The sequence below is a fragment of the Natrinema pallidum DSM 3751 genome (genome assembly GCF_000337615.1).
GTDB classification, from domain to species: Archaea; Halobacteriota; Halobacteria; order Halobacteriales; family Natrialbaceae; genus Natrinema; species Natrinema pallidum.
Genome location: NZ_AOII01000021.1, coordinates 32,180 through 53,379 on the forward strand (window position 1 = coordinate 32,180; position 21,200 = coordinate 53,379).

General features: G+C 62.0%; 19 protein-coding genes and 1 pseudogene. 14 read left to right on the forward strand and 6 right to left on the reverse strand.

The window, feature by feature from the left end; translation table 11 throughout:
• The first annotated feature begins 89 nt into the window (after positions 1–89).
• The 4 genes from C487_RS02390 to C487_RS20060 all read left to right on the forward strand — a co-directional run bounded on the left by C487_RS02390 (position 90) and on the right by C487_RS20060 (position 4,545).
• Positions 90–791, forward strand: a complete 702-nt coding sequence (locus C487_RS02390; protein WP_238705275.1) for a hypothetical protein — start codon at positions 90–92, stop codon at positions 789–791.
• Positions 788–2,146: a hypothetical protein gene (locus C487_RS02395; protein ID WP_006184074.1), complete on the forward strand. Its 1,359-nt coding sequence runs from the start codon at positions 788–790 to the stop codon at positions 2,144–2,146. Before C487_RS02390 ends, C487_RS02395 begins: the two co-directional genes overlap by 4 nt.
• 116 nt (positions 2,147–2,262) lie before the next feature.
• Positions 2,263–3,078: an imidazole glycerol phosphate synthase subunit HisF gene (gene hisF, locus C487_RS02400; protein WP_006184075.1), complete on the forward strand. Its 816-nt coding sequence runs from the start codon at positions 2,263–2,265 to the stop codon at positions 3,076–3,078.
• Positions 3,079–3,375: 297 nt separating this feature from the next.
• Positions 3,376–4,545 (forward strand): hypothetical protein, encoded by a 1,170-nt coding sequence (locus C487_RS20060; RefSeq protein ID WP_152422458.1) that lies wholly within the window; start codon positions 3,376–3,378, stop codon positions 4,543–4,545.
• Between the two features lie 28 nt (positions 4,546–4,573).
• Here the strand turns inward: C487_RS20060 and C487_RS21945 are convergent.
• Positions 4,574–5,351: pseudogene (locus tag C487_RS21945) on the reverse strand (IS6 family transposase).
• Between the two features lie 890 nt (positions 5,352–6,241).
• Between C487_RS21945 and C487_RS02410 the strand changes: the two are divergent.
• Complete coding sequence (locus C487_RS02410; protein WP_006184078.1) at positions 6,242–7,123, forward strand: hypothetical protein; 882 nt, start codon at positions 6,242–6,244, stop codon at positions 7,121–7,123.
• A gap of 136 nt (positions 7,124–7,259) precedes the next feature.
• Here C487_RS02410 and C487_RS02415 read toward each other — a convergent pair whose 3' ends face one another.
• Positions 7,260–7,544 carry a DNA-directed RNA polymerase subunit L gene (locus tag C487_RS02415; RefSeq protein ID WP_006184079.1) on the reverse strand — a complete coding sequence of 95 codons (285 nt, stop codon included), beginning with the start codon at positions 7,542–7,544 and terminating at the stop codon, positions 7,260–7,262.
• Positions 7,545–7,644: 100 nt separating this feature from the next.
• Between C487_RS02415 and C487_RS02420 the strand changes: the two genes are divergently transcribed.
• Together C487_RS02420 and C487_RS02425 are read left to right on the forward strand one after the other, a co-directional pair.
• Positions 7,645–9,486: a rhomboid family intramembrane serine protease gene (locus tag C487_RS02420; RefSeq protein ID WP_006184080.1), complete on the forward strand. Its 1,842-nt coding sequence runs from the start codon at positions 7,645–7,647 to the stop codon at positions 9,484–9,486.
• A 41-nt stretch (positions 9,487–9,527) separates the two neighbouring features.
• Positions 9,528–10,088: a hypothetical protein gene (locus C487_RS02425; protein WP_241431053.1), complete on the forward strand. Its 561-nt coding sequence runs from the start codon at positions 9,528–9,530 to the stop codon at positions 10,086–10,088.
• Between the two features lie 4 nt (positions 10,089–10,092).
• Here the strand turns inward: C487_RS02425 and C487_RS02430 are convergent, their stop codons facing one another.
• Complete coding sequence (locus tag C487_RS02430; RefSeq protein ID WP_006184083.1) at positions 10,093–10,734, reverse strand: METTL5 family protein; 642 nt, start codon at positions 10,732–10,734, stop codon at positions 10,093–10,095.
• Between the two features lies 1 nt (position 10,735).
• A complete protein-coding gene (locus C487_RS02435) occupies positions 10,736–11,131 on the reverse strand; it encodes a hypothetical protein (protein WP_006184084.1) in 396 nt (131 codons plus the stop codon).
• 165 nt (positions 11,132–11,296) lie between these two features.
• On the opposite strand from C487_RS02435, the gene C487_RS02440 reads away from it, so the two are divergent.
• Complete coding sequence (locus tag C487_RS02440; protein ID WP_006184085.1) at positions 11,297–11,479, forward strand: zinc finger domain-containing protein; 183 nt, start codon at positions 11,297–11,299, stop codon at positions 11,477–11,479.
• Between the two features lie 60 nt (positions 11,480–11,539).
• Here the strand turns inward: C487_RS02440 and C487_RS02445 are convergent, their stop codons facing one another.
• Both C487_RS02445 and C487_RS02450 read right to left on the reverse strand, forming a co-directional pair.
• Complete coding sequence (locus tag C487_RS02445; RefSeq protein WP_006184086.1) at positions 11,540–12,571, reverse strand: disk-shape morphogenesis protein volactin; 1,032 nt, start codon at positions 12,569–12,571, stop codon at positions 11,540–11,542.
• Positions 12,572–12,668: 97 nt separating this feature from the next.
• The gene (locus tag C487_RS02450; RefSeq protein ID WP_006184087.1) at positions 12,669–13,595 is read right to left on the reverse strand and encodes a DUF7139 domain-containing protein; all 927 of its coding nucleotides are present in this window, start codon (positions 13,593–13,595) and stop codon (positions 12,669–12,671) included.
• 235 nt (positions 13,596–13,830) lie between these two features.
• On the opposite strand from C487_RS02450, the gene dph2 reads away from it, so the two are divergent.
• From dph2 to C487_RS02480, 6 genes are all read left to right on the forward strand, one after another.
• Positions 13,831–14,880, forward strand: coding sequence for a diphthamide biosynthesis enzyme Dph2 (gene dph2 / locus C487_RS02455; RefSeq protein WP_006184088.1), 1,050 nt, complete (start codon positions 13,831–13,833; stop codon positions 14,878–14,880).
• A 246-nt stretch (positions 14,881–15,126) separates the two neighbouring features.
• On the forward strand, positions 15,127–15,534 hold the full coding sequence (locus C487_RS02460; RefSeq protein WP_006184089.1) for a DUF7344 domain-containing protein: 408 nt from the start codon (positions 15,127–15,129) through the stop codon (positions 15,532–15,534).
• 177 nt (positions 15,535–15,711) lie between these two features.
• Positions 15,712–16,548: an MBL fold metallo-hydrolase gene (locus tag C487_RS02465; protein ID WP_006184090.1), complete on the forward strand. Its 837-nt coding sequence runs from the start codon at positions 15,712–15,714 to the stop codon at positions 16,546–16,548.
• A gap of 58 nt (positions 16,549–16,606) precedes the next feature.
• The gene (locus tag C487_RS02470; RefSeq protein WP_006184091.1) at positions 16,607–18,655 is read left to right on the forward strand and encodes a midas domain-containing protein; all 2,049 of its coding nucleotides are present in this window, start codon (positions 16,607–16,609) and stop codon (positions 18,653–18,655) included.
• Positions 18,656–18,734: 79 nt separating this feature from the next.
• Positions 18,735–19,661 (forward strand): hypothetical protein, encoded by a 927-nt coding sequence (locus C487_RS02475; RefSeq protein ID WP_006184092.1) that lies wholly within the window; start codon positions 18,735–18,737, stop codon positions 19,659–19,661.
• Between the two features lie 263 nt (positions 19,662–19,924).
• Complete coding sequence (locus tag C487_RS02480; protein WP_006184093.1) at positions 19,925–21,154, forward strand: HAD-IIA family hydrolase; 1,230 nt, start codon at positions 19,925–19,927, stop codon at positions 21,152–21,154.
• Positions 21,155–21,200: the final 46 nt, after the last annotated feature.

The window sequence follows — 21,200 nt, forward strand, 5'->3', positions numbered from 1 at the left end:
AGCGACCACAGCCACTCACTCGCTTTTTCTGAGCCTGCGTCAAATCAATCAGCAAGTATTTACCGATTGGTTACGTATCGGCGGGCCGAATGCCCTCCGCGCCCCTCTCTCGCCGCCGGTTGCTGACTGCCACCGGTGGCTTCTCCATGGCAGTCGCCGGCTGTGCCGGAACCGGGAGCAACGGCTCGACCACCGGGACCGGCGACGATAATCCTACCGTCGACTCGTCCCACGCGTACGAGACGATGGCAGTGCAGGCCGAACGTACGTCCCTGATCGTGTATCCGAACGCTGACGCCGCCGAAGCCGCTGCGGACGATCGGAGCGCGCGACTTCACCGGTCGTTCGTCGTCACCGACGCCGACGACGCCGCGGCGCTGCGGTTCGCCGACATCGCCGACACGGCCGCCGTCCGATCGTTCGTCGCGGCCACCGACTTCGATGCGGCATCCGTCCTCGTCGACCAGCAGTCGATCGACGACTGCTACCGGCGACGGCTGCTCGGCGTCCGTGCGACCGACGAGACCATCCACACGAGCTATTGTCTGGCACTGAAGGCACCGACGACAGCCTGCGAAGCCGAGACGACCGTACTGGACGCGACGCTCGTCCGCATTCATCGCCCCTACGGGGGCCACCCCCCGGCACGGCGCAGTAGCCAGCACCGGTCCTGCTCGGGGAGCGGTCCCACCGACGAAGCGGCGGCCGGCGAGGGAACGCTCGACGAGACGGCGACCACGTCCCAAGCGACGGACGACCGAACCGAGACGAGCGAGGCGATCGGCCGATGACCGGACGCCGTGGCCGCCACCGACGGCAGTTCCTCGCGGGACTCGCCGCGATCGGCGGCGTGACCGTCGCCGGCTGCAACGGGCTCCCCTGGAGCGACGACACCGGACCGACGTTCACCGCGGCCGACGCCGCCACCGTCGTCACCGACCCGGCACCGCCGATCGAGTGGCCGGTCCCGGTCGTCCCCGCGGCCAGCGCCGTCGGCGAAGGCCTCGAGCGCGTCGACACCCTGCTCGCCGGCGTTCCGGACCCGCTCGACGCCGAGACGGTGCCCAACGGCGTCGTTAGGGAGGCGATCCGCGACGGCCGGGCCAGCACCCGCGAGCACCGGGCCGAAGCCGCCGCTGCGACCGAGGACTCGGCAACCGGGAACGACCGGTACCACGGGCTGCACGCGACCCGCGACGCGAGGGAGAGCGCCCGGTCGGCGACGGCGACGTTCGCCGCGATCGACGACGACCGGCTGGTCGAAACCGTCCGCGACGAACGCCGCGAGGTTCGCTCGATCGCCCGCGACCAACTCGAGTCGGTCGCGTATCGGGGCAGCGAGGATCGGCTGCTCCGCTCGGCGCTGTTGTACGCGCGTCTCGAATCGGACCTCGAGCGCGTCACGACCCGCCTCGGCGATCGGCACTGGGACATCGGTCCCGATTCCACCGTCGTCGACATCGGAACCGGTGCTGGCACGGTCGAGTTCGGCGCGGCGACGACGGCGGTCTGGGACCATCTCGACGAGCGCCACCGCGATCGGCTCGCCGAGCCGGCGGACGTGACGGCGGTTTTCGACGCCGCACTCGAGGCGTCGGCCGAGCGCGTCGATGCCGCCGCCCTTCCAGACCGGCGGGACGCTCGGGACTGGCTCGACGACGTCGACGCGGACCTCGACGATCACCTCGAACAGGTGCTCTGGCGGGCAATCAACCCGGTCTCGAGCGCGAAATACGGCCTGCGAACGGCGATCGACAGCGAGCAGTTGGGACGCGGCCTCCACGAGGCTGTCCGGTTCGAACAGCGGTATCGGGCCCTCGAGCACGTCCGCGACGGTCTCGAAGCCGGAACGATCGCTGTCCCCGAAACGGTCGACGAGATCCGCACGGTACGAACGGCCGCGGTCGACGCGGCCGCGTCGGCGCGAGAGTCGCTCACCGATCCCTCGCTCGGGACGTCCGTCCTCGCGGAGACGCTGCGATCGCTCGAGTGGACCGACGATCGAGTGCGACAAGCCGCGGACAACGACGCCGAGACCGTCGTCTCGCTCATCGACGAATACGGCGAGTATACGCGTCTGCGGGCGCAGTTCGAAGTGCTGCCGGACGCCGTCGCGGCGTTCCGTACGCGCCTCCGGGAGGCCTAAGGAGCCGTACAGACCCGAACCGAATCCGGCGTCGCGGGTTCTACGGGCGAATCTCGCCGACCGCCCGATCCAGACCCCTTTACTACCCCCGGTCCGAAGGAACGGGTACGAATCACATGGTACTGACCAAGCGAGTCATCCCGTGTATCGACGTCGATCTCGACGAGGACGGGAACCCGGCGGTCTACACCGGCGTCAACTTCGAGGACCTGCAATACACCGGCGACCCGGTCGAGATGGCCAAAGCCTACAACGAGTCCGGCGCGGACGAGTTCGTCTTCCTCGACATCACCGCCTCCGCGGAGGGCCGCGAGACGATGCTCGACGTCGTCGAGCGCGTCGCCGACGAGGTCTTCATCCCGCTTACCGTGGGCGGCGGCATCCGCACCACCGCGGATATCAAGGAAACGTTGCGAGCCGGCGCGGACAAGGTCTCGATCACCACCGGCGCGCTCGAGCGGCCCGAACTGATCACCGAGGGCGCGCGCGCGTTCGGCAACCAGTGTATCGTCATCAGCGTCGATGCCAGACGGCGGTTCGACGAGGACGGCGAACACTACGTCGAGATCGACGGCGAGTCCTGCTGGTTCGAGTGCACGAAAAAAGGGGGCCGTGAGGGGACCGGCATCGACGTCCTCGAGTGGGCCGCCGAAGCCGAATCCCGCGGCGCGGGCGAGCTCTTCGTCAACTCGATCGACAAGGACGGGACGAAAGACGGCTACGACCTGGCGCTGACGGAAGCGGTCTGTGACACCGTCGACACGCCGGTCATCGCCTCCTCGGGCTGTGGCGGTCCAGAAGACATGTACGACGTGTTCACCGAGGCGGGTGCCGACGCCGGCCTCGCGGCCTCGATTTTCCACTTCGACGAGTACTCCATCGCGGAGACGAAGGCCTACCTCGACGAGCACGGCGTTCCCGTCCGGATTTGAGAGTCCGTCGCCAGGGATCGGTTGCGACACGCGGTCTGCGGCGGTTCCTAGAGATTGGGTAGTGTTTCTATATCCACCCAATTAAAATAAGTAATGTATATATTATTTTATGGGCCTTTATTTAGTCTAATTTGTTAAATGAAATAATAGATAATTTAAATCAACCAATTCGTACAGAGCCACTCAGAAGGAGCTATGCGACAGATTTGAATAAGTCGTGGGGGAACGAGCGCCATCTACTCCAAATGATTGGATAACAATAAATTATTTATATCCAACTATACTATTAGAAATTGCATGCCAAACTGGAAAATCTCCAGGAGAAGTGCAATCGCAAGTATCGGTAGCGGATTAACGTTAACTGGATTTTCTTCCACTATCAGTGGAGCTAGGAGCATAGGACGGACTGGAACAAATGTTAACATTCTCAAAGGAACTGTAGATAATCCTGTTGGTGTTGGCGATATAAAGGATCTACAGCGTAAAGTCGACAAAAAATTCAACCGTAATACAAATTCGCGTGAGGAAGCCACAAAAATTGCACCAACACCATCAGAAAGATTAGAGAACCACTTTGTAGCTGGTTTCGCATATAAGCTTAGTTCCGATGGGAGGGCAAAGACATATATTGGCTACGGAACAGATCGATCAGGAGAATCCAAGCGACTGGACACCACAAATCGTTCAAATAATGCAAACTCAACCGCTTCTGCGACGGCTGATAGTGTCCACAGCAAACTCTCCACGATTTCAACTAGCTTCGAGAGGGACAATACGATAGCAACGACAGATAGTCGTGCTTCAAGTGTTAGTACAAGTTCACCATCACCTAATCCTGATGTTGGCGACGATTGGTACCAATATGACCAGGCAGTGAGTGAGACGCACGATCAACACGATGATAATAGTATGGGACGTGTTCAGGTTAATGGGAATTTATATCGGCTACCTGACAATGAAGATGCAGAACCCGGACAAAATCTGTGGGCAGCCGATTTCTCCCATAATGTCTTCAATGAGAATTGTGGTGATTGCTGGATCGAAAATAAAGTAGAGTCCATGCAGGGGGAACATAGATGGGGAAACCACCATGCTGACCCAGGCCCATCTGGACTCGCAGAATATTATCCGAACAGTCCAAAAGATGGAGAATATAATACACAATATACGATTTCTGGAGGAGCAACTGGTCCATCAGCATCAATCTCCATAAATTATGAGCAACCCGATGTGTATCTTAGCCCTAGTTCATCTAATAATAATGCCAGTTGGGACTTCTCGAAGCTTTCAATTAAACAGTCTGATTTCTTTGTAGAGTTGGGTAGTTGTTGTTGGATGCGAGATGACATCAGCAACCTACCAAGCCAACCAGCAGTCGGTTCTGTTTACAATAAGGCAGAATGGACTGACAGCGTTAGCACACGGTCTGACCATACCGAACTCGTGTATAAACATAAATATGAGTGATATATAATAATATGGCAGTAGGCACTGTCTAGTTCAGCACCTCCTCGACCGGCATCTTTCCGTCGAGAGCTTGATGCGGTCTCTGACGGTTGTAGTAATGCATGAACTGTTCAAGCCACTTGCGGACGCTCGACCGACTGCCCACCCACGAAGTATGGAAGCGGTCGATCCGCATTTTGAGTGTGTGAAACTACTTTTCGATGAGGTTTCGGTCGGTATAGTTGGTCCGACCACTCAATCCTACTCGGGAGAGGGCAGTCCAATAGCCGAACTGATCGACGAGAAACTCAGCCTCAGAGAGATCATGTTTCTCGTCGAGTCGATGCAGAAATGCAGNATCCTACTCGGGAGAGGGCAGTCCAATAGCCGAACTGATCGACGAGAAACTCAGCCTCAGAGAGATCATGTTTCTCGTCGAGTCGATGCAGAAATGCAGCCGCCGGATCAGTGCCATGCCGACGAAATAATGCGACATCAAGAATCAGTTTTGTCGCGGTGTCTATTGCAGCATACAACTAAGACCACTCGCCGTTTATCTTGACAGCGGTCTCGTCAACCGCGACTCACTTCGGCTGCGTCTCAGGCGGGTCGCAGCCGCTGTCAGCCAACCGATGAACCCCATTCCAGACAGCCACATGAGTGCATTCAATGCCTAATTCAGCGAGAATCGTTGTTGTCTCTCGAAGTGAACAACCGGTCTGATGGAGGCGGACGGCGAACGCCCAGACGGTCGTCGCCGTCCACTCATTCTCACAAAATTCTTCTAAATCTGCGTCATAGCTCTCACTGAGCAGGTCTGCGAGCATCTCTCGGCAAGTTACTCAACGACCTGCTCACTTCTCAAACTGACTTAACTAGACAGTGTCTAGAACAGGATTAACTTTTATTTCTTATCTTTTCGTATCGATTAGTTTTGACCGAACCACCCGATTCAAATGTAGTATTTGAATAAATAGATATTGTTTTTTCTCCTTTTATTTCCACTGATAGGTTGCAAGTCTGTTGGGTGGATTCCCCCCAACTACCATGCCATTCATCAACAATATCACTCAGAACCAAGTGAACCGTCGTTTCCTTGGGTTGTAGATCGATGTTTTCAGGTATGTTAAGACTAGTAGTTATGAGCAGTTCTACACGTTCATTATCCGTCAAAAGTTCTGGTATAAATATCGTCTGTGTAACTTCCGATGAAATCCCGTTCCATACTGAACTTGATTTAAGATGTCGGTGGGTCGTCTCGGTTTCGTCATTTTCCCTGATTGTACTACAACCACTCAAACTAAGAAGGGGAATACACCCCCCTGTTTTTAAGAAACTTCGTCGATCCATTTTTGATTCTTAGTTTTACGTTCTGACATAGAATTGTTCCATATATAACCATTGTGGTTTAGTCAGTTTGCTATCCAATTCCCCACCCCAGTATTCACTGTTGATTTGAATTTCGTTTCACTAATAGGAGCTATGACGGGGACCGATCATCCGTCAATAGTATACTCGTTTCAAGCTACTCGCGGACGCTCTCCCGACTGCCTCCCTACGAAGTTTTGTCTGGCTGTGTTACCATACGTGAACACCACAGAAGTTGTATACCGTCGTGTGGCTCGGAAACAGTGGCTTCCAACGACTATTCTACGCGGCACCGATGGTGTCCGAGCTTCCAGTATCCTTATACGCTCGCGGTCGTGCTTTTCTACCAGTGAAGTGGCGGTGTGCGCGGTGTGGCAAACCGCACGCGAATGACGACCCACCCTGTGACGCCTGCGGCCACAACAGCTTCGAGAAGGCGATCGTTCGCGTCGACGAGGAGCGCGACTCGGGGGCCGGGAGCGGTGGCACACCCGACGGTAATCGCGACCCCATCCCGTCCGGAACCGTCGAAACCGGCCCGGAATACGTCTGGGCCTGTTCGAACTGCGGCCGCGAGCACGTCCGGAATACCCCGCCCTGTTCGCGCTGTGGCAATCCGGACCTCGAGCGGGTCGAGCGGACCTACGAGGGACTCGAGCGGGACCTCGACACGCCGAGTTGGTTCGAGGTCGCAAAGCCCTACCTCCCGATCTTCGTCGCCATTGGCATCGTCGTCGCCCTGTTCGTGACGGGGATCGTCCCGCCGTCGGTGTTGCCGGGGATCGGCCCACCATCACCGCCGGATGCGCCCGGGGACGGGGCCGAGTCGGGAGGGCTCGATCTCGAGGCCACGGAGGGAGCGATTCACGACCGACTCGAGGCGGAGCGGGACACAGCCGAGAGTCGGACGTACGACAGCGGTCTTGCGGCCTACGCGGAGTACCAGAACCGTCGGCTCGTCGAGCGCGAGTTCGGGGACTCCGATCCCGAGAGCGTCGACGCCAGCAGGTTCGATCACGCGTGTGGCGATGCGATCCCCCAGGAGGGACCGATCATCATTACGGGTGTTTCGGCCGCGGACTACACCGACGAGGCGGCCCTCGCCGACGCGATCGTCGCGGACTCCCTCTCGCGGTACGGCGACGCGATGCGAACCGGGTTCGACGCGGAAGGAGTCGACGTTCACGTCGCCCCGAACGGGGACATCTACGCCTTTTACGCGACGTGCTGACGAGTGGCGCGGCGGCCAGCATCCCCGTGGTTCGACGTGATCGAACCGCCGCTGTCGGTGACGGAGAGGGAACTCGATTCGAACAAAAACGAGCGCCGAAATCGAATCGTGCGATCGGTTCTCTACCGGCTGCGTTTCAGACGGCCGCCTCGAACGCGTCCCGGAACGACATGGCCTTCTCGCGAACGGTCACGGCTCCGTCCTCGAGACACTCGAGGGGATCGGCATCGGCCTCGGTCTTGATGGTCAGGATGGGTTCGGTCTGACCACCCGACTGTTCGGGGTTGACGTCGTAGGTCGCTGCACTCACGTCGTCGTGCTCGAGCAGTGCGCCTTTGAGCACGTTCATGAAGGTGTGGTCCTCGCCGGCGATTTCGATCGAGAGTTCGTTCTCGGTGCTCTCGGTGACCCGCAGTTCCATGTCATCCAGTCGGGTCGTCGGCTGCTTGTACCTTTCGAAGCCGCCGCTCGCGCGTTCGCTGAAGGCAAATCACTATACGCCCCCGTTCGAACCACGGGACATGTTCTCGCTTGCGGCCCTGCTGTCGGTCCTCGTCGCCGCGGCGCTGGTGGGGTCGATCGCCGTCGTGCGGCGGGTCCATCGGCCGGCGCGGCGCTGGCGTGACGTGCTCCAGTCACGATTCGTCTACGGCGTCCCGTGGGGGTCGCTCGTGGTCATCGCGTTCGTGGTCTGTGTCTATCTCTTCGTACAGGACGGGCTCACGAACGTCGACGAGCCGGTGACGATCCCCTACCGGACCTGGTCGTACTTCTATCCGCTCGGGATGGTCACGGCGGCGTTTTCCCACGCCGGCCCCGGCCACCTCATCGGGAACCTGGCCGGGACGGCCGTCGTCGCCCCGCTCACCGAGTTCATCTGGGGACATTATCCAACCGAACGCGACCCGGGTCGGGCCGACGCCTGGTATGCCGCCCCTCGAGTGCGGGCGTTCGTGGTCTTTCCGCTGGCCGTCATCGCCGTCGGCCTGGTCACGAGCCTGTTCGCGCTCGGTCCCGTGATCGGCTTCTCCGGCGTCGTTTTCGCCTTCGCCGGCTTCGCGATCGTCCACTATCCGATCGTCACGATCGTGGGCACTCTCGGCGTCCAGAGCGTACTCTTGCGACTCTTCTACGCGCTCAGGGAGCCGATCAGCGTCTACACCGCCCAGCCGCAGCCGCCCACCGCCCCGTCGTGGGCCGGGATCGCCATTCAGGGCCACGCCCTGGGGCTCTTTTTGGGCTTCGTTCTCGGCATCGCGCTCCTCGAGCATCGGGGGAAGCGCCCGAATCCGGTGCGCCTCTGGCTCGCGATCCTTATTTTCGGGTTCACGAAACGGCTGTGGGCGATCTACTGGTTCGGCGGCGAGAACACGTACGTCCTCTATCAGGGGCCGGGCATCGCCGTCGTGTCGGTGCTTGCATTGGTCGTCACGCTCTCGATGACAGCGTCGGAACGACCGCTAGTCCCGCGGCGACTCGAGGGGCTACTCACGCGGTCGGAGCGGCCGACACTCGGATCGGACGGCCGCGAGCGGCCGTCGGTCGATCGAGTGCTCGAACTGGTCGGGACCGATCGCGGCGACGGGGCCGTCACCGCACGCGTCGACCGCGTTCGAGAGATCGCGGCCGGAACCCGAACGCGAGCCCGCGACTCGGGTTCGCTGTTCGGCTGCAGCCGCAAACGGACCGCCGTGCTGGCGGTCATGGTCGTTCTCGCAGTCCTCGCCGGGATCGCCCTCCCCGCCAATTTCCTCGTCGTCGACGAGGCTTCCGCGTCTTCGGAGTCGGCCGTCGAGATCGGGGATTACACGATCGAGTACGCCGAAGGCGTCCAGAACGCGCTCGTCAGCGGCATCGGTATCGAGGCACTCGAGAGCGACGCGGGTCTCGAGTCGAGCGGGGTGATCGTCTCGAGCGACGAACGGGAACTCTGGCTCGAGGCGGTCAGCGCCCGCCGACTCTCCGTTACGGGCGAGGAAACGGTGTACGTCGGCGGCCCCGGCTGGCGCGAAGCGGTTCACGTCGAACGCACCGGCTGGGACCCGGTCGGCAACGACACCGTCTACCAGGTCCGACTGGGAGAGGATGACGCGACCGAGCTCGCGTACGAATCGAACGGGTCGCGAGCCACGGCGCGAATCGCCGATCGGAACGTGACGATCGACTCCGACGACGGGACGTTCGTCCTCGAGGTTACAGCGGCCGAGACCGACGCGGTCGCGACGACGACGGTGCCGGCTGCAAACGAGACAACGGCGGCGGGCGGACTCACGTTCGACCGGGAAGACGAGTCGATCTACGCAGCCGCCGACGGAACGCGAGTCGCGATCGCGAGCGAAGAGACGTACGGCGCGGTCGGGTAATCGCGGTCCCGTCGCAGGCTATTCTCAGTTGCTGTTTAGTCGTGAACGGAACGATTAGATATAGATCATTTGACGGCAGTCAACTCCGCAAACGGGGACGTTCGCTCGTTTCGGTCGTACCGCCCTGGCTCGTCGGTCGCCGTCCCGCGGTATCCCTGGTCGTCGGAGTCCTCGCGGTCGTACTCGCCCTCGCTGTCGCAGCAGGTGTCGGGGCGACGATCGGTAGCGGCCGCGTCGCCGACGTCGTCGTCGAAACGTGGACCGGGGCCGAACTCCACGCCGAGGTCGTGGCCGCGACCTGTCTGGTCGTCGGCATCGGCGCTGTCAGCGCTGCCATCACCGGCGGGTTTATTCCGACGTTCGCGCTCGTCGCCAGCGTCCCGTTCGGCGTCGGACTCGCTCGGTACGGGATCGAATACACGGTCGGACACATGACGGTAGTCGTCTCGCTATCGGAAGCGTTCGCCGATGGGGCGGGCGCTGCGATCGGTATCGGTCTTCCGCTCGCGGTGGGCAGCTATCTCGTGGGTATCAGCGTTCGACGCGTCGCCGATAGCGACCACGGTAATTCCGGACCCGGAATCCGTCCCGAACGAACCTAAGCTGTTACTCCCACTCGATCCGGAAGACCTCGGCCTCGAGCGTCTCCTCGGCCTCGGTGTGAAACGCGAACCGCTTCGCGATCGGGAACGCGGCTTGGAACGCGTGTGTCACCTCGCCGCCGGCGTCCGCGGCGTAGGATTCGACGAACGACTGACTTCCCTCGTTGTGGATCGTGTACGACACGGTCGCGATTTCGCCGGCCGTCTCGAGGAAGTCCCGATCCGCGTGTCGATTCCCGCGTTGAGCACCGAACGGTGGGTTCGAGACCACGGTCGCGTCGGTCGTCGAGAACGGATGCCGAGTGACGTCCCCGCGGAGCCACTCGAGAGTGCGGTCGCTACCCGCCCCGTGCCCGTCCAGAACCGTCCGTTCGTTCCGTCGAGCCAGGTCGAGGGCTCCCGAGTCCACGTCGACCCCCGCGACCCGGCGGGCCCCGGCCAGCGACGCGGCGATCGCGAGCATCCCGGTTCCCGTTCCGAGATCGATGACTCGCCGTTCGAGGTCGTCGTGCAACCCGGCCAGATGACAGATGTGGGCCGCAAGCTCCGCCGGCGTCAGATACTGCTCGAGGTCGGCCGCGGGGTCGGAAAAGTCCACGATCGACTCGAGACGGCGAGCGAGCGTCCGTCGCGATGGACCGGCCATCTCACGCGTCGACGGCGATGGGTCCCTCGAGAGCGAACGCGAGCCCGTCGCGGTCGGCTCGTTCCGCACAGGCCGCCAACGCGGGTCGGACCTTTTCGGGGTCCGCGACGCCATCGACGGTGACGGTCACCGTGCCGACACCGAGGAAGGACCCGGCGCGTACGTAGCCGCGGATGCGATCCACTTCCGCCTGCGTCGCGAGCGAGCAATCCTCGTCGAAACACGCGTCGACGGTCAGTTCGGCGGGGACCAGCCCCTCGTCGGTCAGTCGCTCCTTGAGATCGCGGAGGTACGCCGGTGCCGTCGACTCGAGCGCTGCGGCCTCGATGGTGACCGGCGTGGCATCTGCAGGGTGACAGCGATCGATCGTGGGACCGTGGGACGACGTCGTACTCATTACCGCACCATACATAGCCTGCATACAAAAAGGTTATTGAATTCGCAGTAGTAATACAACGGACGACCCGACGCCGTCCGCGGACCGACGAATCGGCCCGGCGGGAAGCTTCCACGCCGCGACAGGTTCGAATAGAGTTAAGGACGGTCCGGGAAAGTTACAGGTATGGAGCAGTGTCCGCGGTGTGGGGGTACCGTCGAAGAGCTCTCCCTCGGAGCAGTGTCGACGGTCGCGTGTCCCCACTGTGGGTTCGCCGATGTCCCCGTCGAACACCAGCCGGAGGGCAACGAGCCCGAGTCCTGGCGGGACGCGTTCAACCGCTTCTACGAGGAGTCGGTCGGCGAGTGACCTCGAGATCCGTCGCTCGCCGTGGCGTCCCGAAAGAATCGCAGTCCGCGGTTGCGAGACTTATTCGTTTGCGGCCGCCGCTTCCGCGTCCTCGTCGTCCTGTCGGTGTTCGGCGTCCTCGTCGGAGCGTGCGGCGACGAGACCACCGCGGGCGACACTGTACAGCGGTTCGTTCGCGTGGCTCACGCCGCTGATCGAGAACGGAATGTTCGCGTCTGCCAGGTGGTCACGGAACAGCGCCTCGAAGCCGCTCGGGCTCGAGGTCCCGCCGGTGACGACGACAGGGACGTCCAGCCCTTCCTCGACGTCTTCCTCGTCGACCTCTTTGACGATGTTTTCGATGACGTAGTCAAGGAGGTTCTCGTAGTAGATCGAAAGCGCCCCTTCGACGCCCCCGACATCGGTCGTGAAGTCGAGTTCGAAGTCGTCCTCCTTGATCGAGGTGACCTTGTCGACGGGCGTTCCGGTCGCGCGAGCGGCCTGCTCGTCGACCCAGTCCCCGCCGCGGGCGACGGAGAACTTCATGACGGGCACCGCGTAGTAGGAGAGACAGACGTTCGTCATCCCGGCACCGAAGCTGATCCCCAGGCCGGTGAAGTTGTTGTCCGCGAGTTCGCTGTAGATGACGGACATGCCCTCGTTGATCGGTTCGGAGTCGTATCCCATGTCGTCGAGGAACGACTCGATCGTCTTCTGGTGGTACAGCGTCGAGAGGTCGGAGTCGATCGGGTCGGCGGGGGACGAGAAGTAGAGTTTCTCGTCGGGATAGGCGGGTTCGCCGACGACCTGCTCGATGATGAGTTTCATCATCGGGATCGCGCTCTGTTCGTCGTTCGAGAGGATCCCGTGTTTCATCGGGCGACGGGTCTCCTTGTTGAAAATATTCGCAAAGTTGAGCGCGTCGTCGCCGACGACGTAGACCTTATCGTCCTTGCGAATGTGGAGTACTTCGCTTCGCGAGAGCATCTGCTCGGCCATATCCGAGTACTCGATCTCGACGAATGAGTTACGCTGTTGCACGAAAACCGTATCGTTCCCATCCTGCTGTGCTGACAGGATGTTCATCGTACCGACGTCCAGGCCTTTGGCCATACGTGGGCAAGGCCACCGACGGATTATAAATCTATGTGCATTAATTCCACTTTCATAGGTTACGGTACAATTTCGAATTTCCTCCAGCCAAACGACATTAACTCCGTTTTACGAGAGCCCGCAGCCTCTCGACGAGCCCTGAAAAGGGCTTCGCCACGGTTTCGACGGCACCGCCGTCGTCGTCGGCCGTGGCCAACTCCTCCGCCCGCTGTTGTTCGCGCAGTTCCCGCAGTTTCGCCGTTTGGTCGTCGACCGTCGAACTCGAGGTGGTCTCTTTCGTCTCGCCTCCCTTCAGTCCCTTGAGGCCCGCGACCTGTGCATCGACGCCCGACGAGCGGGTCGTCGTCGTCCCGGCGTCCGAGTCGATACTGACATCGTCGAGGTCGTCGCTCGAGAAGGAGAGTCGTTTGTGCTCGGTCTGTTCGACGCCGCCCCACGAGAGTTCGACGCCGTCCATCGCGTCGTCGATGTCCCGTTGCACCTCCGCGTCGGTGAGTTCGGGTTCGGCGTCGTCCGCGTCGGCTTCGGTCGCGACGGCCTCGGCTTGCTGTGCCATGTCGAGGTAGTGTGCGATCAGCGCCGCGCCCGTCGAGGCGGTGATCCCGGCGAGTCCGAGGGCGTAGACCGCGACGACGTGAACGGTGTAATTCGCGCCGTAGCCGTTCCAGTGGTGTGGATAGACGACCAGGAAGCCGACGACTGCGCCGGCAGTGATGGCGATGCCGGCGACCGAAGTGTACAGCATCCGGCGCTCCGAGGGAAGGAGTACGACGATTCCGAGCATGGTTACGGGAAGCGCCATCATCGCGAGCGCGTACGCGGGACCGACCCACGCGAAGTAGCTCCCGGACCGCGCTTCGAACGTGCTAGCCCAGACGAAGAGTACGAGGGCGACGATCGCCAGCCCGATCCCGCCGAGAAACAGACCGAAGCCGACGTAGACGTCGGTCCGGTCCTCCGGTTCACCGATGTATCGACGATAGAGGTCGAAGAGATAGCCGTCTGCGGCCTGTTCCGCTGCCATTAACGCTTCGTTTATGCTCCAGTACTATGACTGTTGGGACGAAAAACGAACGATCGAACGGCCCATACGTCGACTCGACCGTCGGACGGCGGCGACCGCTTTCGGTTGCCGAACGGCAGTGGTCGGCGACCGACCCAGTCCCGGCACGCGTTGCCGTCGATTACCGCGAGCACGGTGAACACGCGTGTCTCGGCACAGCGTGCAGTATATACGTCCGTGGGCGTTAGGGCGGCCAATGAGTCAGGAGTCGGAGTACACCGAGGGGGACCTCCGGAACACGGGAATGCGTCTCAAGCACGATCGAGAATGGGACTACGAACTCGAGGAGATCGTCGACGCGATCGAGGAACGGGACGCAACGAAGGTCGGACTCCAGTTCCCCGAAGGACTGAAGCGGCGCGGCCCGGCCGTCGCGGACGACCTCCGCGAACTGGCCGACGACGACGTGACGTTCATGCTCTCGGGCCAGCCGTGTTACGGTGCCTGCGATCTCGATACCTATCTGATGAAACGCACCGACGTGTTCGTTCACTTCGGCCACTCGCCGATGAAAGACACGGACAAGGTGATTTACGTCCCGCTGTTCTCGAACGTCGAGGTCACGCCGATCATGGAGGAGTCCCTCGAGACGCTCGAGCCCCCCGAGGAGACGGAGGGCGTCGGTCTCGTCACCACGGCCCAGCACATGAACCGTTACGACGAGATGAAGGCGTTCTTAGAGGAGCAGGGATACGAGGTCCACAGCCGTCGCGGCGACGATCGGCTCACCCACGAGGGGCAGGTGCTCGGCTGTAACTACGCGAGCGCGGACGTGCCCGCGGACCAGGTGCTGTACGTCGGCGGCGGGAAGTTCCACCCCCTCGGACTGGCGATGGAACACCCGGACAAACACGTCGTTATCGCCGACCCGGTCAACAACGTCGTCACCGTCGCGGATACGGACAAGTTCATGAAACAACGCTACGGAGCCATCCACCGCGCGATGGACGCCGAGAAGTGGGGGGTCATCTTCTGTACCAAGATCGGCCAGGGCCGCTGGGAGATGGCCCAGGAGATCCTCGACGACAACGATAACGCCTACCTCATCACGATGGACGAGGTGACGCCCGATCGCCTGCGGAACTTCGATATGGACGCGTTCGTCAACACCGGCTGTCCGCGGATCACGACCGACGACGGTCCGCAGTTCCACAAGCCGATGCTCACCCCCGGCGAGTACCGGATCGCCGTCGGTGACGAGCCGCTCGATAGCCTTTCGTTCGATACGTTCCACGGCACCTGGTAGCGACAGACGGTCGGTTCCGCGCCTCGCTCGTTCGTCGATCCGATCGATTCGTTTCGATGCGGTCGGGGCGCAGTGAACGACGGTAGCGACCGATTGCGTGCTCGGCAGTCGGACTGAAACGAAAGAGGACGTTCTCCGAAGAAATAACGCCTTTAGTTGAATTTCACCCCACAGAGAGGGGACAAACACTGCATCCAAAGTGGTTTGGAGGAGTTCTTTTGCACGTGAGTCCCCGACTGGTAGTCGATGAGTAACACAGCACGAAGCGGGTCCGCGGCCGCCGCCCGCGACGAACTCTTCGACGCCCTCGCCGATACCCGCCGCCGAACCGTTCTCCGTCTCGTCCGCGATCGAACGCCCCAGGGAATCGGGAAAGACGATCTTGCGCTCCGGTTCGCGGCGGTCACGGCCGATAAAAGACTCGCTACGGTGACCGACGACGACCATCATCGAGCGCTCGTCGCGCTCCACCACCGACACCTGCCCCGCCTGACGGACGCGGGGCTGCTCGAGGAGACCGACAACGGTCTGCTCCGGGTCGCCGATCGCCGGATGATCGACGACCTTGGAGCCGTGGTCACGCGTTCGGATCGGGAGCCGACCGATGCTGGCATCGCCGATGCCGTCTCCGAGGCTCCGGCCGACGGTCGCTGACGGACGCTTTTCGCGGTATACGAGTCGGGCTCACTCGACGGGGTCGAAACGCGCGGCCGCGTCCACCACCTGCGTCCCTCTCAGTCCGATCGCGCCACGCCGTCCGCGCTAGAGCGGGTCGGCACCGCGTCGGCGGAGACGACAACACTTACCCAATCGGTCACCGCATCCTCCCGTATGATCCGAAGCGACTGGGGCGACTGGCTCGTTCGCGACGTGGAGGACGCGACTCCGGACGGCGTCGCGATCTGGTATCTCGGCTGTAACGGCTTCGTTGTCAAGGGCCGCGAAGGAACGACGATTTACGTCGATCCGTACCTCGGCCTGGGTGATCCACCGCGGACGATTCGCATGATCCCCGTGCCGTTCGATCCGGACGATGTCGAAGCGGCCGACGCGGTGCTGGCAACCCACGAACACACCGACCACGTTCATGGACCGAGCCAAGCGCCGATCCTCGCGAACACTGGCGCGCCGTTCTACGCACCCGACGACAGCGTCGCGGTCGCCCGCGACGAAGAGGCGTGGACCGACGAGTGGGACGTGGCCGGCGACCAGCTAGCCGAAGTCGCCGAGGGCGACACCCTCGAGATCGGCGAGTTCACCGTTCACGTCGAGCAGGCGAACGATCCCGATGCGACCCACCCCGTGAGCTACGTGTTCGAGCACGAGGCGGGGACGTTCTTCCACGGCGGGGACACGAAACCCACCGACGAGTTCGAGCAACTCGGCAACGAGTACGCGATCGATCTCGCGGCGCTCGCGTTCGGCACCGTAGGGCAGATCCCGGACAAGCGGACCCGCGACCCGAAGCGGACGCGCTGGTACAACGACGAGAATCAACTCATCGAGTGCGCCGCCGCCCTCGAGTGCGAGCGACTCCTGCCGAGCCACTGGGACATGTGGAAAGGGCTTACCGCCGATCCAACGGCGCTACACCACCACGCGGCGAGCTTCGATCATCCCCGACGACTCGAGATCGTCGAGATCGGCGATCGCGTCGATCTGTCGTAGATCGAGAGTGAATCCGTCCGCACGATTTATAGTAATGGTATCGTAACGTTGGGTCCATATGAGTAGCACCGCCGACACGGATGACGTGATCGAGGTCAGTACTGACGGGATAGCCGTCCGAAAGACGTTCACGGCGGACGAGTTCCCCGTCCCCGCGATTCGGTTCGAAATCGAGTCGAATCGCGATGATCCCGTGACGTTTCAGCTCTCGGAGGATATTCCCGAGTCGTTCCCGATGGACAAGGTCGGGTTCCACCCCGATTTTCACAGCGACGACTGGACGGCCTATCAGGACCACCACGTCGAGTTCACCGCCACGATCGAGCCAGGCGCGCGACTCGAGACGGTCTACGGCATCCAGATCGACGACGAAAGTCGAGCCGCGGCGTTTCTCACCGAGCCGACGATCGTCGAACGCGAGACCGGCGGCGACGACACGGTAGAGGCCGACGAAGTCGATGATGAGGTTATCGACAGTATCGTCTCCGAGGACCGCAATCAGGCCGTCAAGGACATGATCGCCGGCGACTCCGACACCGTGCCGGGACTCGAGGACGACGACGAGACTGACGCCGCAACCGCCGATACGGAGACCGACGCCAGCGAGGACGACGACGGGGGCGACGGCCTCGACCTCGACTTCGACGATGTCGATACCGACCCCGGGTCGACCGATACCGACGCGGGTGACGACGAAGAAACGGACACGCCCGACATCGACCTCGGGTTCGAGGAAGACGAGATACCCGAATCCGACGACGACGCCGGGATCGATGTCACTGCGGGCGATACGAACGACGAGCCCGCGGTCGAACTCGATCTCGGCACCGACGCGGACGATGCGGGGACGGACGACGCCGGACCCGGCGAGACCGGAGTGGCCGACGGTGACGACGCCACGGCGGACGAGGACGCCGAGCCCGAAATCGACCTCGGACTCGAGGAGGCGGCTGCTGCCGCCGACGAAGACGAAATCGCGTCGGAGCCCGAGTCGGACCCCGTCGAATCCATCGCGGAAACCGACGAGTCGGACGACGCAAGCGAGGACGCCGACGCCGAGTCGGCGCTCGACACCGATCTCGAGACCGAACTCGAGGCTGACGATTCGGAACCCGAGTCGGACACGGACGAGACGGAGGCCGAGCCGGTTCCCGATACAGATGACGCGGACGCCGAATCGGCTACCGACGCGGATGACGCGGAACCCGAGTTAGCTACCGATACGGTCGAGAGCGACGACGAGCCGGCTGCCGACGAGGGATCGGTCGACGACGCTTCCGCGACGGCTGACAACGCCTCGAGCGACGCTTCCGAGACGGTGACCGAGCCGGCACGCGCGGACGCGTCCGACGATGCGGCGGCCAACGCCGAGGCCATCGACGGCTCGATCGCGACCCGCCTCGCGGCCGAAATCCGCGACGGGACGGTCGACGACGACGATCTCGAAACCGTTCGGACAGCACTCGATCTCGAGCCTTCGGGGCCCGAGATCGCGAAAGTCGAGTACCTCCAGTCCCGCGTCGAGGAAGTCGCCGCCTACACCGACGCGATCGAAACGTTCCTCGAGGAGAACGGCACGGGCGCACACCTTATCGAGGAGTTCCAGACCGATCTCGAGGCGCTGGAAGCCGACCTCGCGTCGGTGGACGAGCGACTCGGCGGAACGGAATCACGGGTCGCCGACCTCGACGGCGACGTCACTGATCTCAGCGAGTGGAACGCCGACCTCGAGGCTGATCTGAACGCGGTCGACGACGACGTGGACGACCTCGAAGCGACCGTCGACGACCTCGCGGCCGATCTCGATGGGGTCGACGACGAGGTCGAAACGGTAGCCAGCGGGCTCGAAACGGTCGAAGAAACCGTCGACACCGTCGAGGGCGACCTGGAAACCGTCGAATCGGATGTCGAATCGGTCGAGGGGGCCGTCGAGTCCGTGGAGGCCGACATCGCGGACGTCGAAGATGGACTCGAAGACGTCGCGGACGACCTCGAAGACGTAGAAGACGATGTCGAGTCGGTCGAGGACGAACTCGAGGACGTGAAAGCGGACGTGACGGACATCCAGGAGTGGCGCGACCAACTCGGCTCGATGTTCTCGGACTGAATCGGTCACGGTTCCGGCCCGAGATGCGGCTATTCCGGAAACACAACTCGTTTATCCGTCGGCAGTAGACCATCGGTCGATGGGCGAGACGATACCGATCGCTGTGCCGCGCAAAGGCAGACCCCTCGAGTCGGTACTCGACCGACTCGCTGACCGTCTCGGGGTCCCTGGACTCGCGGACGACATTACGTCGACGCTTCGCCACGAAAAGGCGCTCACGAAGGGGAGCATAGACCCCGACGAGGAGGACGTCTACCATCGTCTCGCCGACTACAGCGCCGTCGACGATCCGACCGAGCCCGAGTACACGCTGGTGCGGGACGACCGGGCCGGCAAACCGCGCCGAATCGTCTTCGACAGTGTGACGGTTCCGCTGACGGGCGTCGAAGGGGCTCCCGACGACGCGACGATCCAGCTCGTCGGTCGCGAAGAGCCGTTTCGCTCCCTGCGGACCCACGAGTTCGCGCTCGGATTCGACAGCGCCGATCTCGTCCTCGAGGAAGTCGTCGAACTCAGGCCGGAGCCGCTCGGCCGGATCGCCGATATCAACGCTCGGATCGATCCCTCCGACACCGACGTACAGGTCGTCACCGGCCTCGGCGATACCGTCTATCACACGCTGTTGGCTACGCCCGAAGTCGCTCCGGCTTCTGGATCGCTCGATCGCGATTTTCTCGAGTACTACGAGGGATCGCTCTGTATCGAACCGAGATACGAACGGCTCGTACAAGCGGTTCTCGGCACGCGAGCGCTGGCCGGGATCGACTTCCGCTACCCCGAAGAGGGCCGCGAAGAAGAAGCCGCCATCGCCGATGCGGGGCTGGGCGTTTACTTGACGGTGACCGGTTCGACCGCACGCGAACACGGACTCTTGCTGGGCGAACAGTTGTTCCCCAGCGAGACGGTATTGCTCGAGAACGCAGCGGAGACGACCGAGACGGTTGCGCTCGTTCGAGCGCTATTGAACGGCGGCGACCTCGAGACGGAACTCGCGGTCAGCCGGTAGCGGACCCGTTCGGTCGTCGACACCTGACGATATCGTCAACTCGATGCCGTCCACGGGTCTCCGCGTGACGCGTCGACCCTACGAAAGCAAGATGGAGCCGAATACCGGGGTCCATCAGCTGACACGGTGTCCGCTGGTTGATTTGTAGCATGGACATCACAAAATCGCCCTGCCTCACTTTGCCGCGTAACGACACGGCCAGCGTGGTAGCCTAGTAGAGTATTACACGCGAATATAAGTGGCTGGTCGCAATACGCTGTTGTATGATTACTAAGCGATTTGACGTGCTCCTGCTTGACCTTGACGGGGTGGTCTACCTCGGGGATGAGCCACTACCTGATGCGGTTGACTCGATAAACCGTCTCTACGAGTTGGACAAGGAGATACGGTTTCTGACGAATGATCCACGTCCGACGCGACGGACGATTGCGAGCGATCTTCGAGAGTTGGGGATCAACGCGCAGGAAGACGAGATTGTCACGGCAGGCTGGGCGACTGCGAAGTATCTCGCCCAGCAGGGTGTGACCACGGCCGCTGTCGTCGGCAGTGAGGGTTTGGAAACCGAACTCCAGTCAGAGGGGGTTGAGGTCACGGACAGAGATCCGGGAGCGATGGTTGTCGGCGCGGATGAAGGGACGTCCTATCGGGACATCCGGCGGGCGACGAGGCATATTGATCAGGGAGCAGTGTTCGTGGGCACCAATCCCGATGGGTCGTTCCCGACTCCAGATGGCCCTGCACCCGGTGCCGGGGCCGTCGTCCGAGCGGTCGAAGCGGCCGCAGGAACGGAGCCGACGGTCGTCGGGAAACCTGAACCACTCATGTTCGAGATGGCCCTCAATGGACTGGGTGACGATGTGCGCGCTGTCGTGATCGGGGATACTCCGGCCACGGACGTTCTCGGTGCTCACCGCGCGGGACACACCGGGATTTTGGTTGCTGATGAGGAACCGACTGCTGCATCCGCTCGTGACCTACAGGTGCCAGATCTGACAATTTCGACGCTTGCCGATCTGTTCACGGAGGGAATCGAAACGTGGGAATCACCTCCGTATTCTTGGCCGGACGAGATTCGTCCGGGCGTCGCTGCGGTCGTGCGTAACGATGCGGATGAGGTGCTATTGATGAAACGCGCTGATAAGAGACAGTGGGCGCTTCCGATGGGTTCGGTCGAACGGTGCGAGCCGGTTCGGGAGGCAATCTCACGAGAAGTCATGGAGGAAACGGGGCTTCACGTCGAGGTTGAGGAGTTGGCGGGCGTGTATTCCCATCCGGCGCAGCAGGTGTTTTCGTACTCATCCGGGAAGACAGTCCACTTCGTCACGAACTGCTTCCGGTGCACCATCGAAGAGGGAACACCTGAAGCCGATGAGGAGGAAGCCCTTGAGGTTGGATTCTTCGACGTGAACGACCTGCCGCCCGACATCCTTTCGATGCAGCCGCAGTGGATCGCCGATGCTATCGATATCAGCGGTTCACCTGCAGTTCGATAAGTACCGCTGCGGCGGAGTCGCACGCGCTGTACCCACGATCGCGAGC

What these genes read in the sequence shown, in the direction of transcription:
- C487_RS02440 (WP_006184085.1), top strand. Translation starts at nt 11,297, where the DNA reads ATGGAGCAGTGTCCGCGGTGTGGGGGTACCGTCGAAGAGCTCTCCCTC.
- C487_RS02470 (WP_006184091.1), top strand. Translation starts at nt 16,607, where the DNA reads ATGAGTAGCACCGCCGACACGGATGACGTGATCGAGGTCAGTACTGAC.
- C487_RS02480 (WP_006184093.1), top strand. Translation starts at nt 19,925, where the DNA reads ATGATTACTAAGCGATTTGACGTGCTCCTGCTTGACCTTGACGGGGTG.
- C487_RS02420 (WP_006184080.1), top strand. Translation starts at nt 7,645, where the DNA reads ATGTTCTCGCTTGCGGCCCTGCTGTCGGTCCTCGTCGCCGCGGCGCTG.
- C487_RS02430 (WP_006184083.1), bottom strand. Translation starts at nt 10,734, where the DNA reads ATGGCCGGTCCATCGCGACGGACGCTCGCTCGCCGTCTCGAGTCGATC.
- dph2 (WP_006184088.1), top strand. Translation starts at nt 13,831, where the DNA reads ATGAGTCAGGAGTCGGAGTACACCGAGGGGGACCTCCGGAACACGGGA.
- hisF (WP_006184075.1), top strand. Translation starts at nt 2,263, where the DNA reads ATGGTACTGACCAAGCGAGTCATCCCGTGTATCGACGTCGATCTCGAC.
- C487_RS02415 (WP_006184079.1), bottom strand. Translation starts at nt 7,544, where the DNA reads ATGGAACTGCGGGTCACCGAGAGCACCGAGAACGAACTCTCGATCGAA.
- C487_RS02475 (WP_006184092.1), top strand. Translation starts at nt 18,735, where the DNA reads ATGGGCGAGACGATACCGATCGCTGTGCCGCGCAAAGGCAGACCCCTC.
- C487_RS02450 (WP_006184087.1), bottom strand. Translation starts at nt 13,595, where the DNA reads ATGGCAGCGGAACAGGCCGCAGACGGCTATCTCTTCGACCTCTATCGT.
- C487_RS02445 (WP_006184086.1), bottom strand. Translation starts at nt 12,571, where the DNA reads ATGGCCAAAGGCCTGGACGTCGGTACGATGAACATCCTGTCAGCACAG.
- C487_RS20060 (WP_152422458.1), top strand. Translation starts at nt 3,376, where the DNA reads ATGCCAAACTGGAAAATCTCCAGGAGAAGTGCAATCGCAAGTATCGGT.
- C487_RS02460 (WP_006184089.1), top strand. Translation starts at nt 15,127, where the DNA reads ATGAGTAACACAGCACGAAGCGGGTCCGCGGCCGCCGCCCGCGACGAA.
- C487_RS02390 (WP_238705275.1), top strand. Translation starts at nt 90, where the DNA reads ATGCCCTCCGCGCCCCTCTCTCGCCGCCGGTTGCTGACTGCCACCGGT.
- C487_RS02465 (WP_006184090.1), top strand. Translation starts at nt 15,712, where the DNA reads ATGATCCGAAGCGACTGGGGCGACTGGCTCGTTCGCGACGTGGAGGAC.
- C487_RS02435 (WP_006184084.1), bottom strand. Translation starts at nt 11,131, where the DNA reads ATGAGTACGACGTCGTCCCACGGTCCCACGATCGATCGCTGTCACCCT.
- C487_RS02395 (WP_006184074.1), top strand. Translation starts at nt 788, where the DNA reads ATGACCGGACGCCGTGGCCGCCACCGACGGCAGTTCCTCGCGGGACTC.